15 protein-coding genes are annotated in these 19,554 nt (G+C 63.9%); 10 read left to right on the top strand and 5 right to left on the bottom strand.

What is annotated here, in order from left to right:
- The first annotated feature begins 68 nt into the window (after nt 1-68).
- Entirely contained in the window at nt 69-1,814 is a 1,746-nt protein-coding gene (menD, locus tag Thiosp_RS08805; RefSeq protein WP_242518748.1) for a 2-succinyl-5-enolpyruvyl-6-hydroxy-3-cyclohexene-1-carboxylic-acid synthase, read from the top strand.
- Nucleotides 1,815-2,230: 416 nt separating this feature from the next.
- Nucleotides 2,231-3,049, top strand: coding sequence for a 1,4-dihydroxy-2-naphthoyl-CoA synthase (menB, locus tag Thiosp_RS08800; protein WP_323697112.1), 819 nt, complete (start codon nt 2,231-2,233; stop codon nt 3,047-3,049).
- A 78-nt stretch (nt 3,050-3,127) separates the two neighbouring features.
- On the opposite strand, the gene Thiosp_RS08795 is transcribed toward menB, so the two are convergent.
- A complete protein-coding gene (locus Thiosp_RS08795) occupies nt 3,128-4,702 on the bottom strand; it encodes a P-loop NTPase family protein (protein ID WP_201067931.1) in 1,575 nt (524 codons plus the stop codon).
- A 371-nt stretch (nt 4,703-5,073) separates the two neighbouring features.
- Between Thiosp_RS08795 and menA the strand changes: the two genes are divergently transcribed.
- The 7 genes from menA (at nt 5,074) to Thiosp_RS08760 (ending at nt 13,329) form a co-directional block, all read left to right on the top strand.
- A complete protein-coding gene (gene menA, locus Thiosp_RS08790) occupies nt 5,074-5,994 on the top strand; it encodes a 1,4-dihydroxy-2-naphthoate octaprenyltransferase (protein WP_201067932.1) in 921 nt (306 codons plus the stop codon).
- A 33-nt stretch (nt 5,995-6,027) separates the two neighbouring features.
- A complete protein-coding gene (gene menC / locus Thiosp_RS08785) occupies nt 6,028-7,191 on the top strand; it encodes an o-succinylbenzoate synthase (RefSeq protein WP_323696996.1) in 1,164 nt (387 codons plus the stop codon).
- Nucleotides 7,188-7,988, top strand: a complete 801-nt coding sequence (locus tag Thiosp_RS08780) for an alpha/beta fold hydrolase (protein WP_201067934.1) — start codon at nt 7,188-7,190, stop codon at nt 7,986-7,988. The genes menC and Thiosp_RS08780 overlap by 4 nt, the downstream gene beginning before the upstream one ends.
- A 211-nt stretch (nt 7,989-8,199) precedes the next feature.
- Nucleotides 8,200-9,228, top strand: coding sequence for a magnesium chelatase ATPase subunit I (gene bchI, locus Thiosp_RS08775; RefSeq protein WP_201067935.1), 1,029 nt, complete (start codon nt 8,200-8,202; stop codon nt 9,226-9,228).
- A complete protein-coding gene (locus Thiosp_RS08770; protein WP_242518715.1) occupies nt 9,225-11,117 on the top strand; it encodes a magnesium chelatase subunit D in 1,893 nt (630 codons plus the stop codon). The genes bchI and Thiosp_RS08770 overlap by 4 nt, the downstream gene beginning before the upstream one ends.
- A gap of 118 nt (nt 11,118-11,235) precedes the next feature.
- Nucleotides 11,236-12,120, top strand: coding sequence for an alpha/beta fold hydrolase BchO (gene bchO / locus Thiosp_RS08765; protein ID WP_201067936.1), 885 nt, complete (start codon nt 11,236-11,238; stop codon nt 12,118-12,120).
- 213 nt (nt 12,121-12,333) lie between these two features.
- Nucleotides 12,334-13,329, top strand: coding sequence for an adenosine kinase (locus Thiosp_RS08760; protein ID WP_201067937.1), 996 nt, complete (start codon nt 12,334-12,336; stop codon nt 13,327-13,329).
- Nucleotides 13,330-13,358: 29 nt separating this feature from the next.
- Here Thiosp_RS08760 and Thiosp_RS08755 read toward each other — a convergent pair whose 3' ends face one another.
- The 3 genes from Thiosp_RS08755 to cowN form a co-directional block, all read right to left on the bottom strand.
- Nucleotides 13,359-14,954, bottom strand: coding sequence for a peptide chain release factor 3 (locus Thiosp_RS08755; RefSeq protein WP_207188093.1), 1,596 nt, complete (start codon nt 14,952-14,954; stop codon nt 13,359-13,361).
- Nucleotides 14,955-15,149: 195 nt separating this feature from the next.
- Nucleotides 15,150-16,214 (bottom strand): rhodanese-like domain-containing protein, encoded by a 1,065-nt coding sequence (locus Thiosp_RS08750; protein ID WP_201067938.1) that lies wholly within the window; start codon nt 16,212-16,214, stop codon nt 15,150-15,152.
- A gap of 110 nt (nt 16,215-16,324) precedes the next feature.
- Nucleotides 16,325-16,615, bottom strand: coding sequence for a N(2)-fixation sustaining protein CowN (cowN, locus tag Thiosp_RS08745; protein ID WP_201067939.1), 291 nt, complete (start codon nt 16,613-16,615; stop codon nt 16,325-16,327).
- Between the two features lie 455 nt (nt 16,616-17,070).
- Here cowN and Thiosp_RS08740 point away from each other — a divergent pair, with 455 nt between their 5' ends.
- Nucleotides 17,071-17,907 carry a TSUP family transporter gene (locus Thiosp_RS08740; protein ID WP_201067940.1) on the top strand — a complete coding sequence of 279 codons (837 nt, stop codon included), beginning with the start codon at nt 17,071-17,073 and terminating at the stop codon, nt 17,905-17,907.
- Between the two features lie 103 nt (nt 17,908-18,010).
- On the opposite strand, the gene dacB is transcribed toward Thiosp_RS08740, so the two are convergent.
- On the bottom strand, nt 18,011-19,426 hold the full coding sequence (gene dacB, locus Thiosp_RS08735) for a D-alanyl-D-alanine carboxypeptidase/D-alanyl-D-alanine endopeptidase (RefSeq protein ID WP_201067941.1): 1,416 nt from the start codon (nt 19,424-19,426) through the stop codon (nt 18,011-18,013).
- Between the last annotated feature and the right edge of the window lie 128 nt (nt 19,427-19,554).

Here is a 19,554-nt window from a genome sequence, read left to right as displayed (position 1 = left end):
CTGCGCCCCAAAGCGAGGACATCGGCTGTCTGAACCTGCGCTGGTCGCTGGCGCTGCTCGACGGACTGATGCAGGGCGGCCTGCGCCACTTGGTGCTCTCGCCCGGCTCGCGCTCTACCCCGTTGGTGCTGGCCGCGCAGCGGTGCCCCGCGCTCAGCCTCACCCCGATTCTCGACGAGCGCAGCGCAGCCTTTTTCGCCCTTGGGCTGGCGCGCGCCAGCGGTGAACCTGTCGCCCTGCTCGCCACCTCGGGCAGCGCCCCGGCGCACTGGTATCCGGCGGTGATCGAAGCTGCCCACTGGGGCCTTGGTCTGGTGCTGCTGTCCGCCGACCGCCCGCCACTGCTGCGCCACTCAGGCGCAAATCAGACGATTGACCAGACCCGCCTGTTTGGCAGCTTTGTGCGGGAATTCCATGATCCAGGCGCGCCCAGTGCTGATCCCGTCAGTCTGAAGGCCATGCGCGCGCTGGGGCTGCGCGTTGCCCTGCAGAGCCAGGGGCCGGGGGCCGCGCCCGTGCATATCAATCTGCCATTCAACGAGCCCCTGGTGCCGGCGAGGGACTGCCCATCGGCTTCATCCGATGGATCTGGAACAGATGCCGCCCAATCGTCCGCAAGCAGCATTGCCAGCGCAGCGGCATTAGCGCCCGCCATCGCCGAGCAAAGCCGGCCGAGTATTTCCCGCAGCCATGGGTCCATTAGGTACTGGCTACCACCGGGCAACGGACTCATCGTCTGCGGGCCAGCCAGCGTAGCCAATGCCGATGATGCCGCCGCCATTCTGGACTGTGCCGCCCACCTTGGCCTGCCGCTGCTGGCCGATCCGCTGTCCGGGCTTCGCTTCGCGCAGCAGCCAGAACAAGACCCTTCGCCCTGCGTGATCCGCCATTACGACGCGCTGTTGCGCAACCCGGATGCAGCCGCCCGGCTCAAGCCCGACTGGGTATTGCGCCTCGGGCTCGCGCCCGTATCCAAGACCCTCGGCGAGTGGCTCGCGGAGGTGCCGAGCTGGCTGGTCGCGACCCGCGAACGCTGGTGCGACCCGAGCCATGACGCCTGCGGGCTGATACAGGCCGCGCCCCAGGACCTGAATGGAGCGCTGGCCGGCGTCATGGGCGATCGGCTCGACGCCCGCGCCGACAGCCATTGGTGCAAGAGCTGGCAGCTGGCCGAGCAGCGGGTGGAAGACTTAGCCGCTGCCCATGCAACAGAAAGCCCCTGGTGCGAAGCCCAGCTCATTCAGCAGCTATTGCAGGCCATTGCGCCCGGCGAAGGCCTGCTATGCGCCAATTCCCTGCCCATCCGCCAGATTGAGACCTGGTCCTACCCGCGCCGCGAGCCGCTGGAGCTGTTCGGCAACCGCGGTGTCAGCGGCATCGACGGCCAGCTCTCGACTCTGGCCGGGCTGAATGCCGCCGGCATACCCACCTGGGGGCTGCTTGGTGACCTGTCTTTCTGCCACGATCTGAGTGGCCTGTTGCTCACCGGCGAGCTCAAGCGTCCTGTCATCGTCATCAACAATGGCGGCGGCCGCATTTTCGACTACTTGCCCCAGCAAGGCTTACCTGATTTTGCGCGTTACTGGCGCACGCCGGTGGCGCCAGATCTCGGTGAGCTAGCCAAGCCCTTCGGCTTGCCCCATGAGTGCGTCCGCGACAGCGACGGTCTTGCCGCCGCCCTGGCTGATTCGACCCTGCCCAAGTTTATTGAAGTACAAATCGACGCTGACCAGAGTCGCGCCATGCATCTGGATTTCTGGCAACGTGTTGCCCATGCGCGCTTGTTGGGGGATGCCGCTGAAACCGGACGCTAAAACTGGATGAAGAAAGTCGGCATTGCATACCTGCATTTCTTCTTGTTTTGAGCCGGGTGACGGGCGCGGGGGACGCCGTGAATACTTCCCTGTAGGCTTGCGATCGCGTCGCCCGATCAGAGCAGGGCGATCGAACACCCCCGCGCCCGTCACCCGACTCAAAACCGAAAGCTCATTTGTGCTGCCAAACTCTGCGCTGAAACGGGGTTGCGCTTTTCGGTAGAATCCGCCTGTATCGCGCAAGTGCCGCCTAAGCAACCGGTCGCTCACTGAAATCAAGCGCATCTCAAGGCTCATGGTCCTGCCACGGAGGATCGGGCCGTGGGATTCACGCCAATCTATCCGCATTACGCCACATCCAAGGCCCGACATTGACCAGCCACAATCATCCAGTCACCGCACATCCCGAGTCATCAATCGACTGGCAGCAGCCGGACGGGCTCGACTACCAGGACATCCTCTACCACCAGGCCGAGGGTATCGCCAAGCTGACCATCAACCGGCCCGAGGTGCGCAACGCCTTCCGCCCGGAGACCATCCGCGAGCTGATCGACGCCTTTCATCGCGCCCATCATGATCCAGACATCGGTGTGATCATCCTGACCGGTGCAGGAGACCTGGCCTTTTGCTCGGGCGGGGATCAGCGCATCCGCGGCGACGGCGGCTATCGCGACCATGCCGGCGCTGAGCACCTGAATGTGCTGGACTTGCAGCGCCAGATTCGCACCCTGCCCAAGCCAGTAGTTGCCATGGTGGCCGGTTATGCGATTGGCGGCGGCCATGTGCTGCATCTTGTCTGCGACCTGACCATCGCCGCCGACAACGCCCGCTTTGGTCAGACCGGGCCGCGCGTCGGCAGCTTCGACGCCGGTTTTGGAGCCGGGCTGATGGCCCGCAATATCGGCATCAAGAAGGCCAAGGAAATCTGGTTTCTGTGCCGCCAGTACGACGCCCAGGAGGCCCTGGCCATGGGGCTGGTCAATACCGTGGTGCCGCTATCGGAGCTTGAAGCTGTCACCCTCGACTGGTGCCGGCAGATGCTGCGCCATTCGCCCACCGCACTGCGGCTGCTCAAGGCGGCCTTCAACGCCGACACCGACGGTCTGGCCGGGATTCAGGAACTGGCCGGCAATGCCACGGGGCTTTACTACCAGACGCCCGAGGCACAGGAAGGCCGTAATGCTTACCTGGAAAAACGCCCGCCCGACTTCTCCCGCTTTCCGCGGCGTGCATGACATGCGTCTCTTGATCCTGTAACACTCGCTCGGGCCGATAGGTGAATGCCTTCCATCAATCCGTCCTGTTGTTTCATCTCAGGTCCGCACCAGGCGCACCTGGCGCCCGCCGGGACTGGTGGTTTCGGTTGCGGTCAGCCGCTCGGCCAGCGGTGCCAGCCCGGAGCGGCGATCAAAGATGACGAGCCAGCCGGTGTCCAGCGCCAAGCCCGCCAGGTAGTCGTCCAATTGCGCCAAACCTTCGGTGAGTGGATCGGGCGCACCCGGGCGCCAGACCTTGAGCTCGATGCCCAGTGTCACGGCCCGATAGCGCAGACACAGATCCATCCGCCCACGGCCGATGGCGTATTCACGTTCCAAGGTGCCTTCGCCATTGACGACCCGCTGCAGAAAAGCCATGAGCACTAGGTGCGGGGCGATCTCGTGATAGGGCGCGCTGCCGAGCAATGGCTCGCCATGTTGGCGCCAGAAGTCGAGAAAGGCCGCGAGCAAAGCATCGGGGTCCAGATCCCCCGTGGGCCTGAGCCAGCTCGGGCTGATCTGAGGCATTGAGTCTTGCGGGCCGCTGGCGAGCATGCGCGGCAGGACTTCGCGGTAGATGGGGTTGGCCACGGTAAGACTGCCGCCGTTGGTGCGCCGCAGCAGACCCAGATCGACCAGGTAATCGCGTTCGTCGGTGGGCACTTCGCCCAGGGAGGTGCCAGCGAGCATGGGCTCGATGATGCGTCGCACACGGGTTTCTCTCAGTTTATCGGCGAGTTGGTCAAGGTGAGTAACGCTGCGCAGGATGAGTTGCTCTTTGGCCTGGTCGATCAAGGCAACATCGATCGCGCGCTTGCGATCAAGTCCCTCGGGTCTCTCGAAGCAGCTTTCATACGCCAGCGCATTGACAAGCCAAGGCTGTCCCTGGGTCAGTTCCCAGATGCGCGCCCTGGCCTCTGGTGTGAAGTGTTGCCCGGTCTCCCGGGTATGCTCGCCAAGCAGGGTTGTCACCTCGGCGGCTGAGAAATCGCCCAAACGCAGCGACTTGGCCTTGATGTTGAAGGCGCTGCCGCCGGTGATCGGGTCACGCTCGGAGTGGGCATGGATGCGGTAGTCGCGCAGGTCACGCACGCCACACAAGACAATGGTGCTGGGAAAGGCCTGCGGGCGTTTGGTATAACCGGCGCGCAACTGACGCAGCAGCGAGACCAGGGTGTCCCCCACGAGTGCATCGACCTCATCGAGCAGCAGCACCAGGGGCCGCTCCAAACGGGCACACCAGTGACTGAGAAACACGCCCAGCGCCGAGCCGCCGGGTGTGCTCGACAACACCTCGCGCGCCAGCGCGGGCGCTTCGGTCTCGCCCGCGCAGTCGCTCGCCCAAGCGGCAATGTCCGTCACCAGAGTCGCCATCGCGGGGTCCAGACGCTCGCGGTAGGCTTGAGCGCCTTCCAGGTTGGCGTAAACGGCCAGGTAACGGCCCTCGCGGTTGAGATGCGCCATCAACGCGAGCAGACAACTGGTTTTTCCGGTCTGGCGCGGCGCATGGAGCAAGAAGTACTTCTCCTGCTCGATCAAGCGCAGAATGTCGGCGAGATTCCAACGGTGCAGCGGATCCAATTGATAGTGTTTATCTGCCCGCACTGGCCCTTCGGTGTTAAAAAATCGCATCTGTCCGCCTCCAAGCGGGGTGAACCTGGGGTAAGCCCTAACAGTAGGCCGTGGCGCGCCCGCGCTCGCCTAACCACGAGTCGAGGTGGTTGATGGTGCCGTCTTCGGTATAGTCTGCCTGACCCGACAATTCAAGACGCGGCACCAAGAACCACCAGGCTTGCGTCGACGCAGCCTGTGCAAAACCCTCGCTTGCAGACAAGTTGGAGCTCGCCAACATCTAATCACGAAGCAGAAGAATTTCGAAAAGCGAAGCTAGGCGCTGAAACAGGGATGCGCTTTTCGGTAGAATCCGGCACTGTCCGCCCGAACATGACGCAGCCCTAGGCTCATGGTCCTCCCAGCAATCCACTCCCGAGACCAAGCGCGCAATGAAATCCTCCACCATCGCCCTGCCCCGCCGGGAGCGGCTGCGCCTCCAGGCTGGGCGCTGGATCAGCGCGGCGCGTCCGCGCACGCTCTTTCTCGCGGTCTCGCCGGTGGTCGCCGGCATCGCGCTGGCCTGGTTCCATACCGGCACCCTGGCGTTCTGGGCGGCGCTCGGGACCTTGTTCGGCGCCACCGCGATTCAAATCGGCACCAATCTGCACAATGATGCTGCCGACTTCGAGCGCGGCACGGACACGCCAGATCGGCTCGGCCCACCACGGGCCTCGGCGCAGGGCTGGTTCAGCGCGCAGCAGGTCAAGCAAGCCGCGCATCTGACCTTTTTCGCCGCCTTTGTAGTGGGTCTCTTGCTGGTCGTGCGCGGCGGCTGGCCGATTCTGTTGTTGGGTCTGGCGGCAATTCTGGCCGGTTATGCCTACACCAGCGGCCCCCGGCCCATTGCCTATGGCCCTTATGGCGAGCTGTTCGTGCTGGCTTTCTTTGGGATCGCCGCAGTGGCTGGCAGCTATTATCTGCAAAGCCTGCAGCTCACTGGCGCTGCGCTCTTGCTTGGCGTCGCCTGCGGCCTGCCCGCCGCCGCTGTGTTACTGCTCAATAATTATCGCGACTTTGAGACTGACCACCGCGCCGGGCGCCGAACGCTGAATCACCTGCTGGGCAAGGCGCGCGCGCGCCAGCTCTATGCCGCGCTGATGCTCGGAGCCATCCCGCTATTGCTGCTGTGCGCCCCGCTGTCACACTCCTGGCCGGTCGTGCTCGGCTTGCCGGTGGCCATCGCGCTGATTCGCCGTCTGTTCGCCGGGACCGAGGGCCGCGCGCTGAATGTCCTGCTCGGACAAACTGCGCTTTACCAGAGCCTGCTGGTCGCACTCTTTGCCATCGGCCTGGCTTGGCCGATGTTCTGACCCGGCCGCGACCTGTTCAGCCGCGCTCCACCCTTGTCTGCGCCGATGCGCCTGCAAGCCCTACCCTATCGTCTGCCGCTGCGCCAACCCTGGCACAGTGCCCGAGGCACGCTCAGCGAACGCTGCGGCTGGCTGCTTGTTGCCGAGCATGACGGCCTCACTGGCTATGGCGACTGCGCCCCCTTGCCGGCTGCCGGCACCGAGGAGCTTGACGCGGCCGACCGGCGCCTGACGCATTGGCAAGCGCGAGCGTCTGCATGCACCCCGCAGGCCATGCTGGATGCGCTCGACGCCGCGCTGCCAAGCGCGACCCCCGCAGCGGATGCCGCGGTCGAATGCGCACTGCTCGATGTACTCAGCAAAGCTGCCGCTGTCCCGCTGCGGGCGTACCTACTCCGCGGGTGCGCTCCAGCGTTGGCAGAACTGGCAACCAGCGCGAGCACGCCCGAGCGGATTCCGGTTAATGGCGCCCTCGGCGCCCTGATGAACTGTCTGCCCCAGACTATAGCCGCTCAGTGCGCGGCTGGTTTTCGGGTGCTCAAGCTCAAGGTCGGCACCGGGCACTGGTCGGACGAGATCGAGCAGCTAGGCGCCCTCTTGGCCGCTCTCCCTGAGGGCGCCCAATTGCGCCTGGATGCCAATGGCGCCTGGGATTTCGCCACCGCCAGCCGCATACTCCAGGCGCTCGAGGCGCTGAACGCCAAGTGCAAGCGGGGTCCCCCGCCGATTGAATCCCTTGAAGAGCCGTTGCGCGATCCGCAAGACAACCAGCTCGCTCAACTCCAGGCGCGCACCAGCATCGCCCTGGCACTGGATGAGTCTCTGCCCCGCCGCGCTTGGCCGCTGAAACTGGACCACCTGCCGGTGCGGCGGCTGGTGCTCAAGCCCCAAGTCCTCGGCGGACTGCGCCCGAGCCTGAAGCTGGCTGCAGCCGCGCTGGAAGCTGGCAAAGAAACGCTCGTCACCAGTCTGATTGAGTCCGCTGCGGGACTCTGGGCAAGCGCCCAACTCGCTGCCGCGCTTGCCCATCTGGCAGAAGGCTCTCAGGCCGCGCGAATCCATCATGGGCTAGCGACAGCCGATTGGCTGGCCAAGGACCTTGGCGAGCCACCACCAATCCGCGATGGCATGCTGCATCTCGGGGAAGGACCTGGCAGCGGGTTCCAGTCATGGGCGACCGCAGGAGACCGAGAATGATCACCGGTTACCATGCTGAGCAATTCGCAACCAACACTCCGAAGCCAGCCCGCACGCCTCCAAGCTGGCTGCTGCTCCATGGCTTTACCGGGAGTGCAAGCGACTGGGCCGGTATCTGGCCAGCAGCGCATCCCGCTTTGGCTATCGACCTACCCGGTCATGGCCAGAGCCCTGATCCAGAGAAGGAGTTCTCCAAGGAAATCCAACGCCTGCTGCGCGCACTGCCAGAGACCGTTCATTCCCTCGCGGGCTATTCTCTTGGCGGGCGCATTGCTCTGGCGCTGATGGCGGCCGCGCCGGAGCGATTCCAGCGTCTGGTGATCATCTCCGCCCATCCGGGGCTTGAAACAACCAGCGAGCGCGCGGCCCGGCGCCGGCAGGATCAGCAGTGGATCGATTGCCTGCGCGATCAGGGGATCGCGCGCTTTGCTACTGCCTGGCAGCATCAGGCGCTGTTTCACGCCCAGGCGGCGCGCGCCCCGGCGGCCGTCACAGCCCAGCATCGCCAGCGTCTGGCACAAAGGCCCGAAGGGCTGGCGCGCAATCTGGCCTGCTTTGGCCTCGGGCAGATGCCGCCGACCTGGACGGCAATCGAGGCTTTCAACGGGGAGCTCCATTGGATCACAGGAGAAGAAGATGCCAAGTTCACCGCCATTGGCAAAGGGGTTAAGCACAGGCGACCCGCGACCCGCCACGACATCATCGATGATTGCGGACACAATCCCCTGATCGAGGCACCGCGGAAGCTGCGAGAATTGCTCGCGCCAAGCCCCTTAACCCCTGCCGGCGGCGGCTGAAACCCGCCTCGGCAACTTGACCGCAACATCACAACAGCGATAGGGTTTCGGGTTGTTCGGCGCGGCGCCAAGGCCGCCCATCAATACCCCGGAGGATCACGCGCTTGATCTTTGCTCACCAAGACGCTCTTTTTTGCCCGCAGTTGCCGGGCGCTTTGTTTGACCTCCATTGTTTTGACCTCCCTATTCTTGACCTAAGGATGGCCTAATCATGCCCGTCGCCTTTCCGTTTTCGGCCATCGTTGCCCAGGAAGAAATGAAGCTCGCGATCCTGATCGCGGCCACCGATCAAAGCATCGGCGGTGTATTGGTCTTTGGCGATCGCGGCACGGGCAAGTCCACCGCCATCCGCGCTCTGGCCGCGCTGCTGCCGCAAATGCAGGTGATCGACAAATGCACCTATAACTGCGACCCGCAGGCCAATGACGCCGGCCTGTGCGAGTCCTGCCGCACCCGCCGCAAGAAGGATGACATCAAGGTCCGCAAGGCTGCAGTGCCGGTAGTCGACCTGCCCCTGGGTGCCACTGAGGACCGCGTCATTGGCGCGCTTGATCTGGAAAGCGCCCTGACCCGCGGCGAGAAAGCCTTCGAGCCCGGTCTGCTGGCGCGCGCGCATCGCGGCTTTCTCTATATCGACGAGGTCAACCTGCTCGAGGATCACTTGGTCGACTCCCTGCTCGACGTTGCCGCCTCGGGCGAAAACGTCGTCGAGCGCGAGGGCCTCAGTGTCCGCCACCCGGCCAAGTTCGTCCTAGTCGGCTCCGGTAACCCGGAGGAAGGCGAGCTGCGCCCGCAGCTGCTCGATCGCTTCGGCCTCTCGGTCGAGGTCAAAACTCCGCAAGACCTGAAAACCCGGGTGCAGGTGGTGCGGCTGCGCGATGAGTTCGAGAAGGACCCTGACGCCTTTGTTGCCAAATGGAAGCGCAAGGACGGCAAGGTGCGCAATCAGATCGTCAAAGCCAAGGAACGACTTGAAAAGGTCGAGGTTCCGGACGCGGCGCTTGAGCGCGCGGCCGAACTTTGCATGAAGCTCGGCACCGACGGTCTGCGCGGCGAGCTGACCCTGATCCGCGCCGCGCGCGCCCTTGCGGCCTTGGAGGGTGACGATGCCGTGGGCGATGACCATATCCGCCGCGTCGCCCCGCCCGCACTGCGCCATCGGCTGCGGCGCAATGTTCTGGATGATGCAGGCTCCACCACCCGCGTCGAGCGTGCGATTGAGGAGTTGTTCGGCGCATGATGCCTGGTGCGGGGACCGCAACAAGCGCGCAGTCAGCCCCCCAACAAAGCCCACCGCCCGCGCCCCAGCCCGATTCCAGGCCCGACCTGTGGCAGGACGCCTGCCAGGCAGCGGCTCTGTTCGCGGTCGATCCGGCCGGAGTCGTGGGGCTTTCGGTGCGCGCGCTGCCTGGTCCGGTGCGGGATCTCTGGCTGCAGTTTCTTAGCGAATTTCTGCCGCCCGACACACCCATGCGGCGCGTGCCCCTGCACATTGCCGACGGGCGTCTGCTCGGCGGGCTGGATCTGGCCGCGACCCTGCGCGCCGGGCGCCCGGTCGCCGAGCGCGGACTTCTCGCGGAAGTCGATGGGGGCGTGGTGGTGCTGGCCATGGCCGAGCGCATCGCCCGCTCCACCGCGGCGCATCTGTCCGCGGTGATCGACGCTGGCGAAATCCTGCTCGAGCGCGATGGGCTGACCGCCCGCACCCCAAGTCGCTTTGGCGTGGTGGCCTTGGATGAAGGCGCCGATGACGACGAGCGGCTACCCAACACCCTGGTCGATCGTTTCAGCATGCTGATCGACCTCACCCCGCTCTCCTGGCGCGAGGTGCAGACGCTGCCGCCGGATGTGGAGGCTGCCGACATCCTGGCCGCGCGCAAGCGCCTGCCCGGCGTGAGCGTCGATGACGATGCGCTCGACGCCCTGTGCGGCACCGCGCTGGCATTAGGGGTGGACTCCTTGCGCCCCACGCTCGCTGCGGTGCGCGTGGCGCGAGTCGCCGCCGCACTGGCCGGTCGCGAGCAGGTCGCGCCCGAGGACATCAGCCTGGCCGCGCGCCTGGTGCTGGCCCCGCGCGCCACCCGGCTGCCCATGCCCGAGCAGCCCGAAGACGAGATGCCGGAGGAGCCGCCACCCCCGGAAGAAAACCAGGATGATAGCGAGCAGGACAAATCGCCCGAGCAGGAAATCGACAAACCGCTCGAGGACCAGGTGCTCGAGTCCGCCGAGGCCGCGATTCCAGCCAATCTGCTCGCCCAACTCCAGCTTGGTGCGCTGCGCGCACGCACGCGCACCAGTGGTAAGTCGGGCGCGTCCCAGAGTGGCTCCCTGCGCGGACGGCCAGCCGGCACGCGCCGCGGCGAGCCGGGCGCTGGCGCACGATTGAATGTCATCGAAACCTTGCGCTCAGCCGCACCCTGGCAGCGCATCCGCCGCGCCGAGCGCGAGCAGGAGAGCGAGGCGCCGACACCCAAGCCGGCAGCGCGCAAGGGTCGTGGGCGCGCCCCTGCGCAGTCCCGCCCGCGGGTCGAGGTGCGGCTCGACGACTTCCGCGTCACCCGCTACAAGCACCGCTCGGAGACCACCACCATTTTCGTGGTCGATGCCTCCGGCTCGGCCGCGCTGCACCGCCTGGCCGAGGCCAAGGGCGCCATCGAACTGCTGTTGGCCGACTGCTATGTGCGCCGCGACCGGGTTGCGATGATCGCCTTTCGCGGCGCCAACGCCGAACTGCTGCTGCCCCCGACCCGCTCGCTGGTGCGCGCCAAACGCAGCCTGGCCGGCCTGCCGGGCGGTGGCGGCACCCCGCTCGCGCTCGCCATCGAATCATCCGTCGATCTGGCCGACAGCATTCAGCGCCGTGGCGGCACGCCGGTGGTGATCTTTCTGACAGATGGACGTGCCAATGTCGCGCGCGATGGCACCGGCGGGCGCGCCCAAGCCGGGGAGGATGCCATGGGCGCCGCGCGCATGTTCCGCACTGCCGAGCTGATCGGAGTGGTGATCGACGTCTCCCCGCGCCCGCGCACCGAGGCCGAGCAGCTGGCCAGAGAGATGAACGCCGTCTATCTGCCGCTGCCACACGCGGACGCCAACGCTCTATCGAATGCGGTCAAAGCCGTTGTCTGATGGCGCGTCCCTGATTGCAACTTACCGCCGGAGCAGCTCGTAACCCTTGCCCGAACCGCATTATTGGCTCAACTGCTGCTGGCAGGCTGGTCTGGATACCATGACGTCCGCGCGTGTAATGAATGACAAACCCGACTGGGAGCGCGATGCCAGCGACTGGCCCAATCGCGAGCACAGCCGCTTTGTCGAGGCCGGTGGGCTGCGTTGGCATGTGCAGATGATGGGCGATGGTCCAGCGCTGTTGTTGCTCCATGGCACCGCGGCGGCCACGCATTCCTGGGGATCACTGATGCCGCTGCTTGCCGAGCGCTTTCGGGTGATTGCACCCGACCTGCCCGGGCACGGTTTTACCTCGGCCCCTGAGCCCAAGTGCTTGTCCCTGCCGGGGATGGCGGCCGCCATCGGCGCATTGCTGCTCAGCCTTGGTCAGTCGCCCGTGGTGGCAGTCGGACATTCGGCCGGCGCGGCCATCCTTGCACGCATGAGCCTGGATGGGCTGATCGCCCCGCGACTGCTCGTGAGCTTGAACGGCGCTCTGCTGCCGCTGCGCGGCATGCCGGGCAAGGTGTTCTCGCCCGTTGCCAAGCTGCTTGCGCGCACGTCCCTGGTGCCGCGCATCGTCGGGCATGATGCCAAACGACCAGGCGCGGTTGAACGCTTGGTCGACAGCACAGGTTCAAGGTTGGACAAAGCCGGGGTCGCGCGCTACCGCCTGCTGGTCAGCAGCCCCGGCCATGTCGCCGCCGCGCTGAACATGATGGCGAACTGGGACCTGAACCCGCTTGCGCGCGACCTGCCCCGGCTGCCCTGCGAGTTGCTGCTGCTGGTCGGCGACAATGACCAGACGGTTCCCCCGAGCGAGGCCAAGCGCGTTCAGCGCCTGCAGCCCAATGCGCGCATCGAGCATCTCCAGGGCCTTGGCCACCTGGCGCACGAAGAACAAGCCGCGCCCGTCGCCCGCGTGATTCTTGGCGCAGCAGACGAGGCTTTGGCGACGGGCTAGCGCGCATGTTCATCAAACCAACAGTTTGCCGCCATCGCAGACATTTGTCTCAGCTCATGCAAGCATCGGCTTAAGCTTTTTTCCTGCAAGGCCCGCCCGCTTTTTCTTGATCGCGATGCCCTCACAAAGCATCGCGTTCGTCTTATCGAAACCTTCTCACTTCACTTCTTTCTCAGTTCACAGGCTTCCAACTGCAACCAAAAGGATTGTCTTATGCCTCAATACGATGTTTACGCGCTCGGAAACGCCCTGGTCGATATGGAATACAGCGTCGAGCCAGAGGATCTCAAACGCCTCGAGATCGACAAAGGGGTGATGACCCTGGTCGACGAAGCCCATCAGCTGCGCATCATGGATCATCTGCGCGAGCGCGATCATCATCGTGGCTCGGGTGGGTCGGCGGCCAATAGCATCATTGCGCTCGGACAGTTAGGCGGCAGCGGATACTACTCCTGCAAGGTCGCCGACGACGAGCTTGGGCATTTTTACCTCAAAGACCTGTCCACCGGCGGCATCGCCACCCGCGACACCAAGTTTCTTGACGCGGGCGACACCGGCCGCTGCGTGGTGCTGGTCACCCCGGATAGTGACCGCACCATGTGCACTTATCTGGGAATCAGCGGCAACCTGTCGGTTCACGAGCTCGACACCGACGCGCTGCGCGCCTCGAAATGGTTCTATACCGAGGGCTACCTGGTCACCTCGGATACCGCCCGCGTGGCCGCCATTGAAGCGCGCAAAATCGCCGAGGACGCTGGCGTGAAGACTGCACTGTCCCTGTCCGACCCGAACATGGTGAATTTCTTCAAGGACGGGCTCAAGGAGATGATCGGCGACAAGCTCGATCTGGTCTTCGCCAACGAGGACGAGGCCATGGGCATGGCCGACACCAGTGATCTGACCCAGGCCATCGACTACCTGAAAACCATCTCGCGGGAGTTCGCCATTACGCGCGGCCCCAAGGGCGCGCTGGTGTTCGACGGCAAGGAATTGATCGATATCGACCCAGTGCCGGTCAAGGCCGTCGATACCGTCGGCGCCGGCGACATGTTTGCCGGGGCCTTTCTCTATGGACTCACTCAGGGATGGAGCCACGCCCGCGCCGGCCGCCTTGCGTCCGCCGCCTCCGCCAAGCTGGTGACGAGCTTAGGCCCGCGTATTTCAGCAGAGGAATCCCAGGCCATTTTGAAGCAAGGCGAAGCGGCCTGAGCTTGGCCTGATTTCGGCAGCCTTGGAGGCTAAAGCTCCCGCGTGGCGAGGAATTCAATATCCGGCCAGCGTTCCTGGGTGAGTTGCAGATTCACCCGGGTCGGCGCCAGATAAACCAGCTGGTCGTCGCCGTCTAGCGCCAGGTTGTCGTAGGCTTTATCCTCGAAACGGGCGAGCATTTTGGCGTCGTCGCAGCGCACCCAGCGAGCCAGGGCAACGCTGATGGGCTCGACGACGGCTTCGACGCCGTATTCGTCGCGCAGACGATAGGCGGCGACGTCGAACTGCAGGATGCCGACGGCGCCGAGAATCAGGTCGTTATTCTTACGCGGGCGGAACACCTGGGTGGCGCCCTCCTCGCACAGCTGTAGCACGCCTTTCTGCAGGGCTTTCATTTTCAGCGGGTCTTTGAGCACCACGCGGCGGAAGAGCTCGGGGGCGAAGTAAGGGATGCCTTCGTACTTGAGGTCCTCGCCTTCGGTGAAGGTGTCGCCGATCTGAATGGTCCCGTGGTTGTGCAAACCGATGATGTCGCCCGGCCAGGCTTCCTCGACATGGCGGCGCTCGTCGGCCTGAAAGGTGATGGCATTGGCCACTTGCACTGTCTTGCCGATGCGCACATGGCGCATTTTCATGCCCTTTTTGTAGCTGCCGGAGCAGACGCGCAGGAAGGCGACGCGGTCGCGGTGCGCCGGGTCCATGTTCGCCTGAATCTTGAACACGAATCCGCTGAAGTTGGACTCAGCCGGTTCAACCTCGCGCGAGCGGGTCTGGCGCGGCAGCGGCGCCGGGGCGTAGTCGACGAAGGCGTCGAGCAACTCCTTGACGCCGAAGTTGTTGATGGCTGAGCCGAAGAACACCGGCGTCTGGATACCGGCCAGATAATCCGCATGATCGAATTCGTGACTGGCGCCCTGCACCAGCTCCAGCTCGTCGCGCAGCTCCTGGGCCTGATCGCCGACGATCTCGTCTAGACGCGGATTGTTCAGGCCCTCGATGGTCTCACCTTCCTGAATCCGGCCACCGTGGGTTGCGCTGAACAAATGGGTGCGGTCATGGCGCAGGTCATAGACCCCCTTGAACCGTTTGCCCATGCCGATGGGCCAGGTCACGGGCGCGCATTGGATTTTGAGCACGGACTCGATCTCATCGAGGATATCGATGGCATCCCGCCCTTCCCGGTCGAGCTTGTTGACGAAGGTCAGGATGGGCGTGTTGCGCAGCCGGCAGACGTCCATTAGCTTGATGGTGCGGTCCTCGACGCCCTTGGCCACGTCGATGACCATGAGCGCCGCATCCACCGCAGTCAGAGTGCGATAGGTATCTTCCGAGAAGTCTTCATGGCCCGGCGTATCAAGCAAGTTGACGATGGCCTCCCCATGGGGAAACTGCATCACCGAGGAAGTCACCGAGATGCCGCGCTGTTTTTCCAGCTCCATCCAGTCAGAGGTGGCATGGCGCGCAGCCTTGCGGCCTTTGACGGTTCCGGCCATCTGAATGGCGCCGCCGAACAGCAAGAGCTTTTCGGTCAGCGTGGTCTTACCAGCGTCCGGGTGAGAGATGATCGCGAAGGTGCGCCTTCGCGTGATCTGCTCTGCTAATTGGGATATCGAGGATTGAGACATGTTCCCTTGGGCTCGCGTGCAAAAAAGCCCACCATCTTAGCAATTGAGAGGTCACACCCGCTAGCACTGCTGAACCTGCGAGGCAGGTTCTGACATCCGGGCAGCCAGCGCCAGAGAGAATGCGCCGAAGTGTCGTAGAGCCGTAGAAATCGCGCGGGAACAAGACCAGCTTGATTATATTGGGAGTCTTGCTCGTCAATCGCCGCTGGCAAAGCCCTCATCCAGAGTTGAGATCAGCGCATCCTCGCCTTCGACACCGAAGGGCCAGGCCGTGATCCCGCCCGCCATGTTGGTGGCGCGAAAGCCCAGTTTCGAGAGCATAAAAGTGGCCACGGAGCTGCGCCTGCCGGAGCGGCAATAAACCAGGTATTCCTTCTCAGCGTCCAACTCACTCACGCGCTGCTTCAGCTGAGATAAGGGGATCAGTTGCGAGCCGGGAATGCGCAACTCGTCGTATTCTTCCTGCAGTCGCACATCGACAAGCGCGTAGCCGCGATCGTGCATGGTTTTGGCAACATGCACGTCGACCTCCCGCACCATAGGCCGCGCAAGCAGTCGCTCGAAGGCTCCCCGCTCCAGCGTGAGCAGCCGGCAGTCGCTTGTCAGCCGGATGGTGACCGGACTTGGGCTGCGCATCAGCAAACCTTCTTCACCAAAGCAAGTGCCAGGCTCGAGATCCTCGGCCTTCATCGGGATACCTTCTTCGTCGTCGATGCGCCAGAGTTCGGCCGTACCCTCGGCCAGTACGTAGAACTGATCCGACTCCTTGCCCATCTTGACCGGCTCGGCGCCTGCCTCAAGTTGCAGCTCTTGCAGCAACGACAGCGCCTGCTCGACGTTCTCCAGCGGCAACCTGCGCATCAGGCTGGTATGGCGCACCGCGTCCAGGCGCGGATCAGCCAGGACGGCGGTTTCGAGCAGTTGCTCCTCCGTGAGCAAGATGTCGAGCATGTCGATGTCGAGATGACAGAGCAGGCTGTCGTCGATGGCATTGATCTCGATCTGCGCCGGCGGTGGAGGCATGATCAACGACTGCTCGGCCGAGCGCGCCGGATCCCAGGTCTCCTCGCCAATCTTCGCGCGGCCCAACACGACCAATAACCGATCAGAAGCGACGCTGCCGCCGATGCGCAGTTGTTCGCCTTCGCGCAGCTCGAACAGACGGAACACGGGCAACGCCGTCTGCAATGCCGCGACTGAAACGCCGCGGAATTCCCCGAATTGCCGATGCATGAGCTCGATGATTTTTTTGCTGTTCATAGCGCTTCCAGAATGACCCGAGTGAAAAAGCCAAGGCTGACTCCAGCGCAACTTGGCGCATTCTCATCCCTGGCCGCGCCAAAAACGCCTGCCAGATGACGAACTGGCTGTCAGCAACATTCCTCCTCCAGCGCCTCAAGCAACTCCATGTCCGCGGGATTGGAGCTTGATGCAAAAAGCTCCCGCAGGGCATTGACCTGGCTGCCGATGAAATGGAGCGCGTCATGGCCGCGCCGCTCGGACTCAGCCTGCTTGGCTTGAAAGTAGTCGGACCAAGGAGAGCCCTCGCCCAGGTCGCGCAGGCGCTGGTGGACCTGCATCATCAACTGTTCTGCCCGTTGATCGCAATCCATTCCGGCAAAAGTGATATATCTGTCGATCTTGATCGGTTGTGGATTCATTCCGCTCTTATAGCTCCTTGATGATTGGGGAAGCGGCCCCTGGTGAGCAGGGGCCTCCCCGCTGTGGGTGAATTGCTCGCGCGCCGGGACAAGGTTGTTTGATCACGCTTGTCCTTGCGATATGCGCAAAAGCGCAGATACAGCAAGGAGCATGCCGGCCGTTTCGTCCTCTTTCCGCTGCACTCACGCCAGGAGACCGCCTTAATCCGAGCTGGTCACACCGCACTCTAGGTGTTTTTTATACCCCGACATTGTCGCATCCGCGACATCGGCTGACACTGACATTGACTCGCTTGCGGGCTTGACCAGAAGCATGTCGGCGCCGACACTGCCGGTTCATTGTCCGGCTGCTTGCAGGGCTGCTTGCGGGGCTGCTTGCGGGGCTAATAGCTGCTAGCACTCAGCTGCCTGTCGCGCGGAACTCTCGCGGATACTCAATCACAAGATCAGACGCCATGATGTCACTGACCGCCACCTTTCTTGATCAGCCCCTACCCTGGCTGGCGATCGCACTGGCCATTTTCGCTGCCTGGCTGATGGGGTTTGCGCGCAGCGGCCTGGGTACCGGCGGCTTTGTGGTCTCACCGCTGATGATCCTGGCGCTCGGCGCGACCAACGGACTGGCCGTGGCGGCGGTGCTGATGCTGCCGGCCGGGGCCATTGGCGTCTGGCAGCATCGGGGCGAGGCGGGCTGGGACCTGCTCAAACCGCTGCTGATCGCGGCGGTGGTTGGCACCGCCATCGGCGCGGCCCTTCTGTGGCTGATCGTCAGCGCGGGCGAGCTCAATGTGATCCACCGCCGACTCGAGGTGGTCGTGGCTTGTTTGTCGCTCTTTTATGTGGCACTGGTGGTCTGGCGCGAGCCGATCGCGAACCTTGGCGGCGGCGCCGGGCCGCCCCGTGCTCCCGGTACCTTTTTAGCCGGCACCCTGCTCGGTATCAGCCAGACGGTGGCGAATTCTGGCGCGCCACTGATGACGATTTATTTTCTGCGCCACAAGCTCACCAAAGAGCGCTTCGTCGCCGCGCAGCTGGATTTTCTGCTGGTGCAGAACCTGCTGAAGCTGCTGCCTCTGATTGGGCTCGGACTGCTGCATCTTGGCAACGCGGGCGCCGCGCTGCTGCTGTTTCCGCTTGTGCTGCTTGGCAACTGGAGCGGGCAGCTGTTCTACAAGCGGGCGTCGGAGAAGGTATTCTTCGCGCTTTTCACCGTGCTGCTGGTGATTGGCTTTTGCACCAGCGTGGCGCTGATTGTGGGCCGCTCACGCGTATTGGGCTTTTTGGGCGGTTAGGAGACGACCTCACCATGATAGCTCGTGGCTCTGGATCGCACCTCCCTGCCCCGCCGATTATCTTGTAGCTCGGCCCTGCGAGCTTACCTCACAGAACTCTCAATCAGGATGCGTCATCGCCTTGCGCTTGCGCGTCCTGCGGCAGGGGCGCACCGCGATAAACCCAGCGCAGAATCTCGTGCTGCACCGCATGGCCGCGCCAGGCACCCAGGGCCTGGCCATCGCGGCTGTTCACCAGAACCGCCACTACCCAGCGCCTGTCGTTGCGGTCGAGCACATAGCCGGCGATGCAGCTGGCATCGCGCACGGTGCCGGTCTTGAGGTGCGCGCGCCCGGCGATGGGCTCGCGGCGCAGGCGTCTGCGCGTGGTGCCGTCGACGCCGGGAATGGACATGGAGGCGAGCAGTTCCGGCATCCACGGCTGACGATAGCTCCAGCTCAAAAGCTCGCCCAGGCTGCCGGCACTGATACGCGTGTCGCGCGACAGCCCGGAGCCGTTGTCGGCAATCAACTCCGGCATCGGCAGGCCGCTTTCCTCAAGCCAGGCATTGATGGCATCACGGGATTTCTCGAGTGTGCCAGGTGCGCCATAGTTCTTCGCACCGAGGGTAAGAAACAGCATCCGTGCCATCAGGTTGTTACTGTTCTTGTCAATGTCGCGAATAATGACCGCGAGCGGCTGCGACATGACGCGATGAAAGCTTCGCGCTCCCTTCGGCACTTCGCCTAAGCGAATCTTGCCGCTAATGCTGCCACCCAGGTCGCGCCACAGGGCGTCGAAGGCCGCCGCGGCATGCTGCTCGGGGGATAGGAGCAACCGACCAACCTGCTCCTCGCCGCAGGCGTCAGCAAAGGTGCCGGAGATGCGCAGCTTAGGACCAGAGGTCTCACTGGCCTCAACGAAGGCGGCGATGGGGTTGTGGTTGCGGCGCACGCAAGGCGCATCGACCAGACGCGCATCATTGACGATCTCCACGCCGGTCAGCGGCGGATCGGTGTAGACGCCGACCTTGTTGTTAATCCAATCGTTGTAGATATGGACATCTGTCACCTGCCGATTAACGCTCAGCGCGGCCGGCAGGGCGTTGTAACTGCGCTGCCCCGCGCCGTCGAAGTCGCCGCGTTCCTGTTGCGGCGGTGCCAGATAGCTGTTATCCAGCACCAGATCGCCGTCAATAGCGATGATGCCCTTGGTGCGCAACTCGCGCAGCAGCCCGGCAAAGGCGTCGGTGGTCAGGTAGGGATCACCAAATCCCTGGATGTACAGATTGCCCTTCAGTTGCCCGCCGACGACCTTGCCGTCGACATAGACATCCGTCACCCAGTGATAATTCGGCCCCAGATTGTCGAGCCCGGCGATGCTGGTCAGCAGCTTGATCACAGAGGCCGGCACCCGCGGGGTTTCCGGATTGACCAGCAGGCGCGGCTCCTCGGCATCGACAGCGCGGACGTAGACGCTGACCTGGCTGATGTCGAGCCCCAACTCCGCCAACTGGGCGTCGAGCTTGCCTGGGAGCACAGTGGAAGGGGCTGCCTGGGCGCCCTTAGAGAAGAGAGACGGCGACAGAGACAGCAACAGAGACAGGAGTATCGCTGTCGCGAACGAGATCGGCGCTCTGCAGGCTTGCCGCTGCTTGGGTGCCTGAA

Source organism: Thiorhodovibrio litoralis, assembly GCF_033954455.1.
In the GTDB taxonomy this organism is placed as follows: domain Bacteria; phylum Pseudomonadota; class Gammaproteobacteria; order Chromatiales; family Chromatiaceae; genus Thiorhodovibrio; species Thiorhodovibrio litoralis.
This window is presented reverse-complemented; position numbering and strand designations above follow the sequence as displayed.